Origin of the sequence: Bacillus sp. RIT 809 (assembly GCF_016892495.1) — a bacterium.
Taxonomy (GTDB): Bacteria; Bacillota; Bacilli; order Bacillales; family Bacillaceae_G; genus Bacillus_A; species Bacillus_A cereus_U.
Genome location: NZ_JAFEMR010000003.1, coordinates 93,914 through 109,370, shown reverse-complemented (window position 1 = coordinate 109,370; position 15,457 = coordinate 93,914). Strand labels below are relative to the sequence as shown.

Here is a 15,457-nt window from a genome sequence, read left to right as displayed (position 1 = left end):
AACGTTATTAAGATTAGAGGGGGCATTGTAAGCTCCTTCTAATTCTAAGTTATAGAAGGATTGGTATCTAGAAAGGGGCATAGTGATGGAAAAGCAAAAAACTTTTCATGTCGCTGTAGTTGGAGCAACCGGCGCAGTTGGTGAACAAATGTTAAATACTTTAGAGAAACGAGAATTTCCAATTGGGAAGTTAACGTTACTTTCATCTAAACGATCTGCAGGTAAGAAACTTGTATTTAAAGGCGAAGAATTTACAGTTCAAGAGGCAACTCCTGAAAGTTTTGAAGGAGTAGATATTGCATTATTTAGTGCAGGTGGATCTGTATCGAAACAATTAGCGCCAGAAGCAGCAAAGCGCGGTGCAATTGTTGTTGATAATACAAGTGCATTCCGTATGACAGAAAACGTGCCACTTGTTGTACCTGAAGTAAATGAAAATGATTTAAAAGAACATAATGGTATTATTGCAAATCCAAACTGTTCTACAATTCAAATGGTAGTAGCTCTTGAGCCAGTTCGCCAGCAATATGGTTTAAAACGAGTAATCGTTTCCACATATCAAGCTGTATCAGGTGCTGGTGCGGCAGCTATTGAAGAACTTCATGAACAATCACAAGCAATCTTAAATGGCGAAGAAGTAAAGGCGAATGTTTTACCTGTATCAGGTGACGAAAAGCATTTCCAAATCGCTTTTAATGCTATTCCACAGATTGATAAATTCCAAGATAATGGATTTACATTTGAAGAAATGAAAATGATTAATGAAACGAAAAAAATTATGCATATGCCTGAATTAGAAGTAGCTGCGACATGTGTACGTTTACCAGTTGTATCGGGTCATTCCGAGTCTGTGTACATTGAAGTAGATAAAGAAGGCGTAACAGTAGAAGAAATGAAAAACTTACTTGCAAATGCAGAAGGTATTGTACTGCAAGATAATCCAGCAGAGCAGTTATATCCAATGCCAGCTACTGCAGTAGGTAAAAACGAAGTATTCGTTGGAAGAATCCGTAAAGATTTAAATAATGATAAAGGATTCCATCTTTGGGTCGTATCTGATAACTTATTAAAAGGCGCTGCATGGAATTCTGTTCAAATTGCAGAGCGCTTAGTAAAATTACAATTAGTGTAAACGGCTAAGAGAAGGTGCAAAATATGAAAATTATTGTTCAAAAATTTGGTGGAACATCAGTACGTGATGACAATGGGCGTAAGCATGCGCTTCACCATATAAAAAAATCGTTAGCTGCTGGTTATAAAGTAGTTACTGTCGTATCAGCAATGGGCCGTAAAGGTGAACCGTACGCAACTGATACGTTATTAAGTCTTGTAAATCAAGAGGAATCTAATATTTCTAAACGTGAGCAAGATTTATTATTATCATGCGGAGAATTAATCTCAGCAATTGTTTTCTCTAACATGTTGAATGAGAATGGTATAAAAGCAGCAGCATTAAATGGTGCACAAGCTGGTTTTGTAACGAATAATGACTTTACGAATGCTAAGATTATTGAAATGAATTGCGATCGTATACATGAAGAGTTAGCAAATGTAGATGTTATCGTCGTTACTGGATTCCAAGGTCAAACGAAAAATGGAGATACGACAACACTTGGCCGCGGAGGTAGTGATACTTCAGCTTCAGCATTAGGTGTTGCGCTTCATGCTGAATATATCGATATATTCACAGATGTTGAAGGTGTTATGACTGCGGATCCTCGTATCGTAAAAGATGCACGTCATCTTCAAACTGTAACATATAACGAGATTTGTAACATGGCTTATCAAGGTGCGAAAGTTGTTCATCCGCGTGCGGTTGAAATTGCGATGCATGCAAAAGTACCACTTCGTGTACGTTCTACGTATTCTGATAGTGAAGGTACGCTTATTGCGGCATATGATGGTGCTACAAAAGGGCAGGATGTAGAAGAGCGTCCTGTTACAGGGATTGCCCATGTGTCAAATGTAACGCAAATTAAAGTGCTTGCAAAAGAAACTGCATATGATTTACAACAATACGTGTTTAAAGAAATGGCTAATGAAGGGATTAGTGTGGACTTAATTAACATTTCTCCTACCGGTGTAGCTTACACAGTAAAGGATAGTGTATCAGCGCGTGCAGTTGAGGTTTTAAAGCAACTTGGATATGATCCAGTTGTGACAGAGCATTGTGCGAAGGTTTCTATCGTTGGTGCTGGAATGGCAGGTATTCCAGGGGTTACAGCGAAAATTGTCACAGCTTTAGCGGAAAAAGGTATTCAAATTCTGCAATCAGCAGATAGTCATACGACAATTTGGGTTCTTGTAAAAGAAGCCGATTTAGTGGAGGCTGTGAATGCATTACATAGTGCATTTGAGCTTTCAAAAGAAAAGCAACTGGAACAATAAGGAGTGAGATCATGATAGATTTTGGGACAATTGCAACCGCGATGGTAACACCGTTTGATAAAAACGATAATATCGATTTTGCAAAGACAACGAAATTGGTAAATTATTTAATTGATAACGGTACAACAGCAATCGTGGTAGGAGGAACGACTGGAGAATCTCCTACATTAACATCAGAAGAAAAAGTAGCGTTATATCGCCATGTCGTATCTGTTGTCGATAAAAGGGTGCCCGTAATCGCTGGAACAGGTAGCAATAATACGCATGCTTCTGTTGATTTAACAAAAAAGGCAACTGAAGTTGGTGTTGATGCAGTTATGCTAGTGGCACCGTATTATAACAAACCGAGTCAAGAAGGGATGTACCAGCACTTTAAAACAATCGCTGAAAGTACTCCGCTTCCGGTAATGCTATATAATGTTCCAGGGCGATCTATTGTACAAATCTCCGTTGATACAGTTGTTCGTTTATCAGAAATAGAAAACATTGTTGCGATTAAAGATGCAGGCGGCGATGTGTTAACAATGACAGAAATCATTGAAAAAACAGCGGACGACTTTGCAGTATACAGCGGTGATGATGGTTTAACATTACCAGCTATGGCAATTGGAGCAAAAGGTATTGTTTCTGTAGCATCTCATGTTATCGGGAATGAAATGCAAGAAATGATTGCTGCATTCCAAGCTGGAGAGTTCAAAAAAGCGCAGAAATTACATCAATTACTAGTAAAAGTAACGGATGCACTATTTATGGCGCCAAGCCCAACACCAGTAAAAACAGCATTACAAATGGTTGGATTAGATGTAGGTTCTGTACGTTTACCACTTCTTCCATTAACGGAAGAAGAAAGAGTAACGTTACAATCTGTAATGCAATCTATTCCTCGTTAATAAAAATGACCTAGTGTGAAACTAGGTCATTTTTATTTTGACTAACTATATGTAAGTGGTGAAAATTAGCTATAGTTAATAGGCTGTAATAAGAAGGCGATGGCAGAGTGTAGGATTAGTTAGAAACGGATTACAGAGATAAGATTTTTTTAGTGAATATCGTTTCATGTTTATGTAAAGAACTTACATGAATATTTTTCCATTAAACTCCTATTACGTAGGAAAAATAGTGAGTATGATATGAAAATCCCCCCCGAAAATTACAGCCTCACTTTAGCGTCTTCTCTTGTCTTTCGCATAATTTAACTTGTGTTCTATTTCTTGTATCAGGTATAATATGGCTAAGTAGCTTAGTACGGGTATGCTTAGCAAAATTGGTAAAAATTACGATTCAATGAAATTTTCATATCATATCGAATAAGATATTTGATTTATATAATGAAAGAGAGGTGAAACCTGGTTTAAAAAATTAACAAGGACATGATATCGCATAACGGTAAGGACATTCGTCTTGGACGGTGAATATATGGTGGTTGTAGAGTTTCCCCTGGTGTCTCTGCAATTTTAGTGAAATCAGTGTTTGCAAGATTTTTAAACCAGGCAACAACATGAAGAGAAAAGAGAATGAGTCTGTTAAAGTATTTGCGCTTGGCGGAGTAGGTGAAATCGGAAAAAACATGTACTGTGTTGAAATTGATTCTGAAATCTTTATTGTAGATGCAGGATTGATGTTCCCGGGAGATGAAATGTTTGGGATTGATATTGTTATTCCTGACATTACATATTTAGTAGAAAATCAAGAGCGAGTAAAAGGACTATTTATTACCCATGGTCATGAAGATCATATTGGTGGAATTGTTTATGTGCTTCGTAAATTATCTATTCCAGTATATGCGACGAAATTAACGGTAGGACTTATACAAGAAAAGCTTGGCGAAGCAGGAATGTTAGGCCGTGTAGACTTAAAAACAATTGACTCGAATTCAACAGTAGAGTTTAATTCAACAACTGTGTCATTCTTCGGAACGACACATAGTATTCCGGATTCTGTGGGTGTTTGTTTCCATACATCAAAAGGTGCTGTAGTATATACAGGAGACTTTAAATTTGATCAAACTCCAATCGGAAATAGTGGAGCAGATATTGGGAAAATGGCGCAAATTGGAAATGAAGGCGTGCTTTGCTTGTTATCTGATAGTACAAACGCTGAACGTCCTGGTTATACAGGTTCGGAAAAAGAAGTTGGTATAGAGATTTCTAAAGTATTCTATAGTTCAGAAGGACGTATTATTGTTGCTTCATTTGCCTCCAATGTACATCGTATTCAACAAGTGTTTGATGCAGCTGCTGAAACTGGAAGGAAGGTAGCAGTAGTAGGACGTAGCATGGTAAAAGTGGTAGATATTGCAAGACGTCTTGGTTATTTAGATGTTCCAGAAGGTATGGTTATTTCATTACAAGAAATAGACAATTTCCCGGAAAAAAAGGTAGCTATTTTAACGACTGGTAGTCAAGGGGAACCGATGGCAGCCCTTTCTAGAATGGCGAAGCAAGCTCACAAACAAATTTCAATTCGTAAAGGTGATACTGTTATTATTGCAGCTTCTCCAATTCCAGGAAATGAAATATCTGTATCAAAAATTATTGACTTGTTATTTAGAGCTGGTGCTGAGGTTATTTATTACGGTGAAAGAAAAGTTCACGTTTCAGGTCACGGTAGCCAAGAAGAATTAAAGCTGATGATAAATTTAATGAAGCCGAAGTATTTTGTACCCGTACATGGTGAGTTTCGTATGCAAAAAGCACATGCATATTTAGCGGAAGATGTAGGTATTACGAGAGAGAATATCTTTATCGTAGAAAAAGGTGATGTAATTGCTTTTGGTGACGATGAAGCAAAATTAGTTGGTAAAGTGCAAGCTGGCAATGTTTTAATTGATGGATTAGGTGTAGGTGACGTCGGTAACATCGTTCTTCGAGATAGAAAGATGTTATCTCAAGATGGAATTTTAGTTGTTGTTGTAACACTAGGTAAGGATGAAAAGAAAATAATCTCTGGTCCAGAAATTATTTCACGCGGCTTTGTATATGTTCGTGAATCAGAAGCATTAATCGAACGATCCACAGATATTGTACGTATGATTGTTGAACAATCAATTAAAGAGTATACAATTGAATGGTCTATGTTGAAACAAAATATTCGTGAATTATTAGGGCAGTTCTTGTACGAAGAAACGAAGAGAAAGCCAATGATTTTACCGATTATTATGGAAGTATAAAGAAGGTCACCTTTACAGGTGATCTTTTTCTTTTTTAACCCTATCGAATGAAATTTATAACTTAAGAAATAATAGTTATATACGAGTGAAAGGGGATGCGATATGACAGAACGTGATCGTTATACAAATGAAGAAAAAGAAGCTGAGCCGAAAGAAGTTCCAAAAGAGGCTTCTATAGTGGAGAAAATTCAGCAACTTGGACAGACGAATGTACCACAAATGAATGAATCGCGTATTCATTGCTTAACAATTGTTGGGCAGGTGGAAGGTCATATTCAGTTGCCGCCACAAAATAAAACAACAAAATATGAACACATCATTCCGCAAATTGTCGCGATTGAACAAAATCCAAAAATTGAAGGTTTACTGTTAATATTAAATACAGTTGGAGGTGACGTTGAAGCTGGGTTAGCGATTTCTGAAATGGTGGCTTCGCTTTCAAAACCAACTGTATCTCTTGTTTTAGGAGGAGGGCATTCAATCGGTGTACCGATTGCGGTCTCGACTAATTATTCATTTATTGCCGAAACAGCGACGATGACAATTCATCCGATTCGTTTAACAGGTCTTGTTATAGGTGTGCCGCAAACATTTGAGTATTTGGATAAAATGCAAGAAAGAGTCATTCGATTTGTGACAAAGCATTCGAAAGTAACGGAAGATCGTTTTAAAGAGCTTATGTTTGCAAAAGGGAATTTGACGCGAGATATTGGGACGAATGTAATAGGTGGAGATGCAGTGAAGTATGGTCTTATAGATGGTGTCGGTGGTATTGGTAGCGCACTTCGAAAATTAAACGAATTAATTGATGAACGCATGGATAATAGTGCAGAAGGGACAATGCTACAATGATTTTATATACAATTATGCCGGAGCAACTTGTGTATCCGGCCGATTATTCACAATGCGAAAGCCAAAAAGTTGTGAATATAAATGGCGTGGAATTAGTGGTTTCTGAGGAGGATAATCAATGTTACTCTATTGTACGTGTATTAAGTACGAATCCGTCTCACTACCTAGATTTTGAGCCTGGACAGAAAATTACCTTTTAGCAAAAAGAAGGATTTTGTTTAGGAGCTATGGTATAATATACAAAACAAGACGGTTGAGCAGCCATGAGTAGGCTGCTTTCTTCTGTTTATTTAACATTTTACAAGAAGTGTAAAAATAGAAGATATAAAGACCTGAAAAATAGAGAGAAAGACATATAAGTAGAACTTTTTTATAAGGAAGTTGTACTTAATTTTTAGAACACGAGGTGAAGAAATGGCAAAACAAAAGCAAAGAGGGACGAAGGCAAAGGCAAGACGTACGATAAAGCCAACTTTGTATTATGAAATCGTCGGGTTGACTCTTTTTGCACTTTCAATTATTACGATTTTACAGCTAGGTGTTGTAGGTAAATCGTTTGTGTTATTTTTTCGCTTCTTCTTTGGTGAGTGGTACATAATTGGTGTGTTAGGTGTAATAGCTTTATCTGTTGCATTTGTAATAAAGCGTGGATGGCCAAACCTTTTAAATAAACGGTTAATAGGTGTTTATTTAATTGTACTAGCAATATTAATGTTTAGTCATATTACATTATTTAACCTTCTTACGAAAGATGGAGCTGTGCAAAATACTTCTGTAATTGTTAGTACAAAAGATTACTTCTTCCTTGAAATGAAAAAGGGCCCGGATAGTGTTCATTTAGGTGGTGGTATGTTCGGTGCACTGATGTTCGCAACGTGCTACTTCTTATTTGACGAAGTAGGGGCATATATCATTGGAATTATTTTAGTTATTCTTGGAATACTTTGTATAACAAATAAGCACATTGGAGAAGTACTTGCTCCGGTAGGGAGAATTCTTAGAAGTCAATTTCAAGTAATGCAAGGGGATTATAAAGATTGGAAATCTCAAAGGGTCGCCGAGCAAACTGAAAAGAAAAAAACAACAAGAAGCAAGAGACGTGAACGTGTTGCTGAACAAGAAGAAGCTATTGAGCCAGTAGAAGAAATAGAAATTGGTCCACCAATTATTTCAAATTTTACTGAGAATTATCCAGTAAGTGAAGAGACGGAAAAGCAGATAGAAGAAAATGATTTAATCACTCCTCCGTTTATTGAAGAGGCAGTTCCACCTACGCCAGAAGAACAATCTCAAAAGAAACGAGGAGAAAAAATCGTTGAATCGCTAGAAGGTGAAACGAAAGCACCTCCTATGCAATTTTCTAATGTGGAAAATAAAGATTATAAGCTTCCTTCGCTTGATATATTAAAGTTTCCCCAAAATAAGCAAGTTACAAATGAAAATGCGGAAATTTATGAAAATGCTCGTAAATTGGAACGTACATTCCAAAGTTTTGGTGTGAAAGCGAAAGTAACAAAAGTACATAGAGGTCCTGCAGTTACGAAGTATGAAGTGTATCCTGATATGGGAGTAAAGGTAAGTAAAATTGTTAGTTTAAGTGATGATTTGGCGCTTGCTTTAGCAGCGAAAGACATTCGTATTGAAGCACCTATTCCCGGGAAATCAGCTGTAGGGATTGAGGTTCCGAATTCAGAAGTTTCTATGGTAACGCTGAGAGAAGTTCTTGATTCAAAGGCGAATAACCACCCAGAAGAGAAGTTATTAATCGGTCTTGGACGTGATGTTACAGGAGAGGCTGTATTGGCACGTTTAAATAAAATGCCCCATTTATTAGTAGCTGGTGCGACTGGTAGTGGAAAGAGTGTATGTATTAATGGAATTATTGTAAGTATTTTAATGCGTGCGAAACCGCATGAAGTAAAATTAATGATGATTGATCCGAAAATGGTAGAGTTAAATGTATATAACGGTGTTCCGCACTTATTAACACCAGTTGTAACTGATCCGAAAAAAGCGTCACAGGCTTTGAAGAAAGTTGTGAGTGAAATGGAGCGTCGTTATGAATTATTTGCGCATAGCGGTACGCGTAACATTGAAGGGTATAACGATTATATTAAAGAACATAATAGCCAATCGGAAGCGAAACAACCTGAATTACCATATATTGTGGTAATTGTGGACGAGTTAGCTGATTTAATGATGGTTGCTTCTTCGGATGTAGAAGATGCGATTATGCGTTTAGCACAAATGGCACGTGCTGCTGGTATTCATTTAATTATTGCGACTCAGCGTCCGTCAGTTGATGTTATTACGGGTGTTATTAAAGCGAATATTCCATCGCGTATTGCATTTGCTGTATCTTCCCAAATAGACTCTCGAACGATTCTTGACGGTGGTGGTGCAGAGAAGTTGCTAGGTCGTGGAGATATGTTGTTCATACCAATTGGTGCATCGAAACCTGTTCGTGTACAGGGGGCGTTTTTATCAGATGATGAAGTTGAGAGAGTCGTAGAATCTGTTATTGCGCAGCAAAAAGCGCAATATCAAGAGGATATGATTCCACAAGATGTTCCTGAAACAAAGCAGGAAGTAGAAGATGAATTATACGATGAAGCGGTTCAGCTTGTAGTAGAAATGCAAACAGCATCTGTTTCTATGTTACAACGTAGATTTAGGGTAGGATATACGCGAGCAGCTCGTTTAATTGATGCCATGGAAATGAATGGTGTAGTAGGTCCTTATGAAGGTAGTAAACCAAGGGGAGTACTCATTAAAGATGTGCAAGAAAAAAGTTCTTAAAAAAAGCCTAATTGTTTTTACAATTAGGCTTTTTTATATGCTGTTTTTGTTATATACTATAGTCAATAGAAAAGAAAGTGCTTACATAACGGAGGGCTCTTTAGAATACGAATGCTTATCGTTTTGATTTTCTAAACGTTCGATATTTAATGTAGAAAAATGTTGAATTCTGTTGACACATATGGGAGCAAGTGGTAAGATTACTTCGAAAAGAACCACTACCTCATATAATCTTGGAGATAAGGTCCATAAGTTTCTACCTGGCAACCATGAATTGCTAGACTATGAGGGGAAAAGTGTGTAACAAAGGATGTAAGGAATCTTTGTGCCGAACTTTTTCTCGATATGAGGAATGTTTATGGTGCAAAGTTTTTTTTATGGAATAAAGTGTGAAAATTTCATCTTGAAAAATTATTAATATTTATTCGATAATTACGCTTATTTTTAGTATTTAGTAATTTATACTATGTTGTAAGTTGAAAAAAGAGAAAAGAAGTCTTACATCAGAGGTCGAATAATTGAAATGCGGGGGAGTCTTATGTCAGTAAAATCCGATAGTCGTCACCTATATTTGCGGGTGATTGATCACATCAAAGGAAAAATTAAAGATGGGGCTTACAAAGAAAAACAAAAGTTACCTTCAGAGTTTGATCTAGCGAAAGAACTTGGTGTAAGTAGGGCAACTTTAAGGGAAGCACTACGTATTTTAGAAGAAGAAAATGTTGTTATTCGTAGACATGGTGTAGGGACATTTGTAAATGCGAAGCCGTTATTTTCTTCTGGAATAGAGCAACTTTCTAGTATTACAGATATGATTTCTAGTGTGGGGAAAACACCAGGAACAATCTTTTTATCATCATCTACAACAACTTTAACAGAAGAAGAAAAAGAGAAATTTGATTGTGAAGATGGTTTTAGCGCAGTAATGATTGAACGTGTTCGTACAGCGGATGGGGAACCAGTTGTATATTGCATTGATAAACTGGCAAAAGAGATATTACCAGATTTATCGGGATACAATGAGGAATCGCTGCTTACAGTAATACATAATAATACGCACAAGCGTATCACGTACGCAGTTGCTCACATTGAACCGATTGGTTATCACCCGAAAATTTCACCGATTTTAGAATGTGAACCTGAAACGGCACTGCTAGTTTTAAAACAAATGCACTATGATCAAAATGATGAGCCAATCTTATATTCTATTAATTACTTTAGAGCTGATAAGTTTAGCTTCCACGTATTAAGAAAACGTATGTAGGGAAGTTCCTTTTTAGGGAGGTGACAGCAAGAAGTAAGGGACAGCAGCGTATGAATCATTAGACAAAACATTTCAGGAGGGGTTTCTAGTATGAAGAAAAAAACAGGTCTTTTATTATCGTTAACGTTAGCAGCAAGTACAGTGTTAGGTGCATGTGGTAACTCGGATAAAGCGGATAGTGGCAAAAAAGGGGATAAAGAGTTTAAGGTTGGTATGGTTACAGATGTTGGGGGCGTTGATGATAAATCATTCAACCAATCAGCTTGGGAAGGTTTAACGAAATTTGGTAAAGACAACGATTTAAAGAAAAATGAAGGATATCGTTACCTTCAATCAAGTAAAGATGCTGATTACATTCCGAATTTAACGAAATTTGCGAAAGATCATTATAATACAACGTTTGGTATTGGATTTTTAATGCAAGACTCGATTGAAAAGGTTGCAAAACAATATCCGAAAGAGCAATTTGCAATTGTAGATACTGTTGTGAAAGAACCGAATGTAACAAGTATTACATTTAAAGACCATGAAGGTTCATTCCTAGTTGGTGCTGTAGCAGCAATGACAACAAAATCAAATAAAGTTGGTTTTATTGGTGGCGTGAAGAGTCCATTAATTACAAAATTTGAATCAGGTTTCAAAGCTGGTGCAAAAGCAGTAAACCCAAATATCGAAATTGTATCACAATATGCTGATGCGTTTGATAAGCCAGAAAAAGGATCTATATTAGCTTCAGCAATGTACGGTGGAGGCGTTGACGTAATTTATCATGCTTCAGGTGCGACTGGTAACGGTGTATTCACAGAAGCGAAAAACCGTAAGAAAAAAGGTGAAAATGTTTGGGTAATCGGTGTTGACCGTGACCAAAATCAAGAAGGTATGCCTGAAAACGTAACTTTAACTTCTATGGTGAAACGTGTTGATATTGCAGTTGCAAAAGTAGCACAAGAAGCGAAAGATGGTAAGTTAAAAGGCGGTAAAGTAGAAGAGTTTGGTTTAAAAGATGATGGTGTTGGTATCTCGAAATCAACTGATAATGTGAAAAAAGTAAATCCAGAAATTTTAACAAAAGTAGAAGAGTTTGAGAAGAAAATTACTGCTGGTGAAATTAAAGTACCTGCGACTGATGATGAATATAAAGCATACGAAGCTGCTCTAAAGAAATAATGATAGAGCAATAGCAAAGGTTAGTTCTTAGAACTAACCTTTGTATATATAAAAATACTTTTAATAGAGTGTAATTAGGGAGTGTTCCCTGCTAGAAGGAGGAACAAAATGGAATACGTAATTGAGATGAACAATATTACAAAAGTATTCCCAGGCATTGTAGCGAATGATGATATTACGCTGCAAGTAAAACAGGGAGAGATACACGCTTTACTTGGAGAAAATGGTGCAGGGAAATCAACGTTGATGAATGTACTGTTCGGTTTGTATCAACCGGAACAGGGCGAAATTAAAATTAAAGGAAACCCTGTAAAAATTACAAATCCGAATATAGCAAATGACCTTGGAATTGGGATGGTCCATCAGCACTTTATGCTTGTTCATAATTTTACAGTTACAGAGAATATCATTCTTGGAAATGAGCCGAAGAGAAAAGGGAAAATAGCTGTTGAAGAGGCTGCAAAAGAAATTAAACAATTATCTGAACAGTACGGTTTAGCTGTTGATCCAAATGCAAAGATTGAAGATATTTCGGTTGGGATGCAGCAAAGGGTTGAAATATTAAAGACGCTTTATCGTGGTGCGGAGATTTTAATATTCGATGAACCGACTGCAGTGTTAACTCCTCAAGAAATTCATGAGTTGATTCAAATTATGAAAAAGCTTGTGCAAGAAGGAAAATCTATCATTCTTATTACACATAAATTAAAAGAAATTATGGAAGTTTGCGATCGTTGCACAATTATTCGTAAAGGTAAAGGAATTGGTACAGTTGACGTTGCGAAAATGGATGAACATAAACTTGCAGAATTAATGGTCGGACGTCAAGTGAATTTTAAAACAGAAAAAATAGGGGCCAAACCGAAAGAGGAGGTTCTGTCTGTTGCGAATCTTGTCGTTCATGATGCACGCCAATTACCTGCTGTAAAAGGCCTTGACTTAACTGTTCGTGCAGGAGAAATCGTTGGTATTGCAGGGATTGATGGAAATGGACAAAGTGAATTAATAGAGGCAATTACTGGTTTACGAAAAGTTGAGTCAGGTTCTATTGCAATTAAAGGAAAAGAAATAACGAATTGGCCTGTTCGAAGAATTACAGAGGAAGGAATTGGTCATATTCCAGAAGACCGTCATAAACACGGGCTTGTGCTTGATTTTTCTGTTAGAGATAATATAGTTTTGCAAACGTACTATAAAAACCCATTCTCAAAGAAAGGGATTTTAAACTTTAGTAAAATCACACAAAAAGCAAAAGAGCTTATTGAACAGTTTGATGTACGTACACCTAGTGAACAAACCTTAACTCGCGCACTATCTGGTGGAAACCAGCAAAAGGCAATTATCGCACGTGAAGTGGATCGTAATCCGGATTTATTAATTGCGGCACAGCCAACACGTGGTTTAGATGTAGGTGCGATTGAATTTATTCATAAAAAATTAATCGAGCAGAGAGATAATGGGAAAGCAGTATTACTTCTATCGCTAGAACTGGATGAAATTTTGAATGTAAGTGATCGAGTTGCTGTTATATATGAAGGGAAAATTGTAGCAATTGTCGATGCGAAAGAAACAAATGAACAACAGCTTGGTTTGTTGATGGCTGGCGGAACGGAGAAAGAGAAGGTGAATACAAATGGCTAAAAAATTTTTAACGGAGCGAACAATTAACATTTTAGTTCCTGTATTATCCGTTATTTTTGGTTTACTTGTTGGTGCCATTGTAATGTTAGTTAGTGGATATGATCCAATTGTTGGGTATGCAGCGCTTTGGGAAGGAATGGTTGGAAATCCGCAAGCAATTGGTGAGACATTACGTACGATGATTCCGCTTGTGTTAGCAGGACTTTCTGTGGCATTTGCATTCCGTACAGGTCTTTTTAACATCGGAGTAGAGGGGCAATTATTAGTTGGTTGGCTTGCTGCTGTTTGGTTTGGATATGCAGTATCATTACCGGCAATTTTACATATTCCGTTGTCAATTTTAGTAGCGGCGATAGCTGGTGGTTTGTGGGGATTTATCCCGGGATATTTGAAAGGGAAATTTAAAGTAAATGAAGTAATCGTAACAATCATGATGAATTATATTGCACTTTATGTGACGTATGATTTAATTAAGCGCTTTTTACATGAGGCGAATGAGAAATCGTATGACATAAAATCTAGTGCTTCATTATCTTCTGAATGGTTATCTTCTTTAACGGATGGTTCTCGTTTGCACTGGGGAATTATCGTAGCGATTTTAATTGCGATTATTATGTGGTTCTTATTGGATAGAACGACATTGGGATACGAATTGAAATCTGTTGGATTTAATCAACATGCTTCTCAGTATGCGGGGATGAAAGTTTCTCGAAATGTTGTGCTATCTATGACGATTGCGGGTGCGTTTGCAGGGATTGGTGGTGCTATGGAAGGGCTTGGTACATTCCAAAACATGACAGCGATGTCTTCGTTTACAGGTATTGGATTTGATGGGATTGCGGTAGCTCTTCTTGGAGGGAATAATCCATTTGGTATATTATTATCGGCTTTACTGTTCGGTGGTTTGAAAAGTGCAGCCCCACAAATGAATTTTGAAGCAGATGTACCTTCGGAGTTAATTAATGTTATTATCGCATGTATTATTTTCTTTGTTGCTTGCAGTTATGTTTTACGCTGGGCACTTACACGCATGAGCAAGGAGGGAAAATAAATGAGCTTTTTAGATGTTTTAGCCATTCTTGTGACTGGTACGTTATATACGGCAGCGCCACTTATTTTTACGGCGTTAGGTGGAGTGTTCAGTGAACGTTCTGGAGTTGTAAATATAGCATTAGAAGGTTTAATGTTATTTGGTGCATTTACTGGTATCGTTACAACGTTATTAATGGGTGATACGTGGGGAGCAATGACTCCTTGGATTGCACTATTATTTGCAGCTATTGGTAGTGGGTTATTTGCACTTCTTCACGCAGTAGCATCCATTACATTCCGCGCGGATCAAGTAGTAAGCGGGGTAGCGATTAACTTTTTGGCCCTCGGTTTAACAGTATTTGCGATTAAGAAAATCTTTGGTAAAGGACAGACTGATTTTATTCAATACCGAATTGAAAAAATCGATGTTCCAGGACTTTCGGATATTCCGGTAATCGGGAAAATCTTTTTCTCAAATGTACCGTTAACATCGTATATTGCTATTATTTTAGCTTTTGTTGTTTGGTACATTATTTATAAAACGCCGTTCGGTCTTCGTCTTCGTGCTGTTGGTGAACATCCAATGGCAGCAGATACGATGGGGATTAATGTATATAAAATGCGTTATATTGCAGTTTGTATATCTGGAATGTTTGCAGGAGTGGGTGGTGCGGTCTTCGCAATGTCGATTTCTGGTAACTTCTCAGGTGCTACAATTACTGGACAAGGTTTCTTGGCGCTAGCAGCTATGATCTTTGGTAAATGGAATCCACTTGGTGCTCTTGGAGCGGCGCTGTTCTTCGGATTTGCTCAATCACTTGGGATAACAGGTGGTACCATTCCTGTATTAAAAGAAATTCCAAGTGTATTCTTAACGATATTACCGTATGTATTTACAATATTAGCACTTGTTGGTTTTGTAGGACGATCTGAAGCTCCGAAAGCATTAGGAACGCCTTATGAAAAAGGAAAACGATGAGTATTTAGAAAGTATAAGAAAAGCTCGCACATTAGTGCGGGCTTTTTTACATAGAATATATTTAATACGGAATTTTACTATGTTCCTTACATATTAAAGTTTTTAGAAAGAATCAAATGTAAGCATAATAAGGAAGAAAAGTTGATTTTTTATTTCTAAAAACTGT

General features: G+C 37.0%; 12 protein-coding genes and 1 riboswitch. All 12 genes read left to right on the top strand.

What is annotated here, in order from left to right:
* The first annotated feature begins 85 nt into the window (after positions 1–85).
* The 12 genes from asd to JTF23_RS04790 all read left to right on the top strand — a co-directional run bounded on the left by asd (position 86) and on the right by JTF23_RS04790 (position 15,291).
* Positions 86–1,132: an aspartate-semialdehyde dehydrogenase gene (gene asd, locus JTF23_RS04850; RefSeq protein WP_002014577.1), complete on the top strand. Its 1,047-nt coding sequence runs from the start codon at positions 86–88 to the stop codon at positions 1,130–1,132.
* Between the two features lie 23 nt (positions 1,133–1,155).
* Positions 1,156–2,388 carry an aspartate kinase gene (gene dapG, locus JTF23_RS04845; protein WP_204208233.1) on the top strand — a complete coding sequence of 411 codons (1,233 nt, stop codon included), beginning with the start codon at positions 1,156–1,158 and terminating at the stop codon, positions 2,386–2,388.
* A gap of 11 nt (positions 2,389–2,399) precedes the next feature.
* A complete protein-coding gene (gene dapA / locus JTF23_RS04840) occupies positions 2,400–3,278 on the top strand; it encodes a 4-hydroxy-tetrahydrodipicolinate synthase (RefSeq protein WP_002160752.1) in 879 nt (292 codons plus the stop codon).
* 608 nt (positions 3,279–3,886) lie between these two features.
* Positions 3,887–5,557 (top strand): ribonuclease J, encoded by a 1,671-nt coding sequence (locus JTF23_RS04835; protein WP_002111351.1) that lies wholly within the window; start codon positions 3,887–3,889, stop codon positions 5,555–5,557.
* Between the two features lie 102 nt (positions 5,558–5,659).
* Positions 5,660–6,409 (top strand): translocation-enhancing protein TepA, encoded by a 750-nt coding sequence (gene tepA / locus JTF23_RS04830; protein ID WP_002146116.1) that lies wholly within the window; start codon positions 5,660–5,662, stop codon positions 6,407–6,409.
* Complete coding sequence (locus JTF23_RS04825) at positions 6,406–6,609, top strand: YlzJ-like family protein (RefSeq protein WP_002111349.1); 204 nt, start codon at positions 6,406–6,408, stop codon at positions 6,607–6,609. The genes tepA and JTF23_RS04825 overlap by 4 nt, the downstream gene beginning before the upstream one ends.
* Before the next feature lie 214 nt (positions 6,610–6,823).
* Positions 6,824–9,208 carry a DNA translocase FtsK gene (locus JTF23_RS04820; RefSeq protein WP_002160753.1) on the top strand — a complete coding sequence of 795 codons (2,385 nt, stop codon included), beginning with the start codon at positions 6,824–6,826 and terminating at the stop codon, positions 9,206–9,208.
* A 203-nt stretch (positions 9,209–9,411) separates the two neighbouring features.
* A riboswitch (purine riboswitch) is annotated at positions 9,412–9,513 on the top strand.
* Between the two features lie 233 nt (positions 9,514–9,746).
* Complete coding sequence (locus JTF23_RS04810; protein ID WP_002160754.1) at positions 9,747–10,472, top strand: GntR family transcriptional regulator; 726 nt, start codon at positions 9,747–9,749, stop codon at positions 10,470–10,472.
* A 90-nt stretch (positions 10,473–10,562) separates the two neighbouring features.
* Positions 10,563–11,639 (top strand): BMP family lipoprotein, encoded by a 1,077-nt coding sequence (locus JTF23_RS04805; protein ID WP_204208232.1) that lies wholly within the window; start codon positions 10,563–10,565, stop codon positions 11,637–11,639.
* Between the two features lie 108 nt (positions 11,640–11,747).
* Complete coding sequence (locus JTF23_RS04800; protein ID WP_002111344.1) at positions 11,748–13,280, top strand: ABC transporter ATP-binding protein; 1,533 nt, start codon at positions 11,748–11,750, stop codon at positions 13,278–13,280.
* Positions 13,273–14,331 carry an ABC transporter permease gene (locus JTF23_RS04795; protein WP_002111343.1) on the top strand — a complete coding sequence of 353 codons (1,059 nt, stop codon included), beginning with the start codon at positions 13,273–13,275 and terminating at the stop codon, positions 14,329–14,331. The genes JTF23_RS04800 and JTF23_RS04795 overlap by 8 nt, the downstream gene beginning before the upstream one ends.
* Entirely contained in the window at positions 14,332–15,291 is a 960-nt protein-coding gene (locus JTF23_RS04790) for an ABC transporter permease (protein ID WP_002111342.1), read from the top strand.
* The last annotated feature ends 166 nt before the right edge of the window (positions 15,292–15,457 follow it).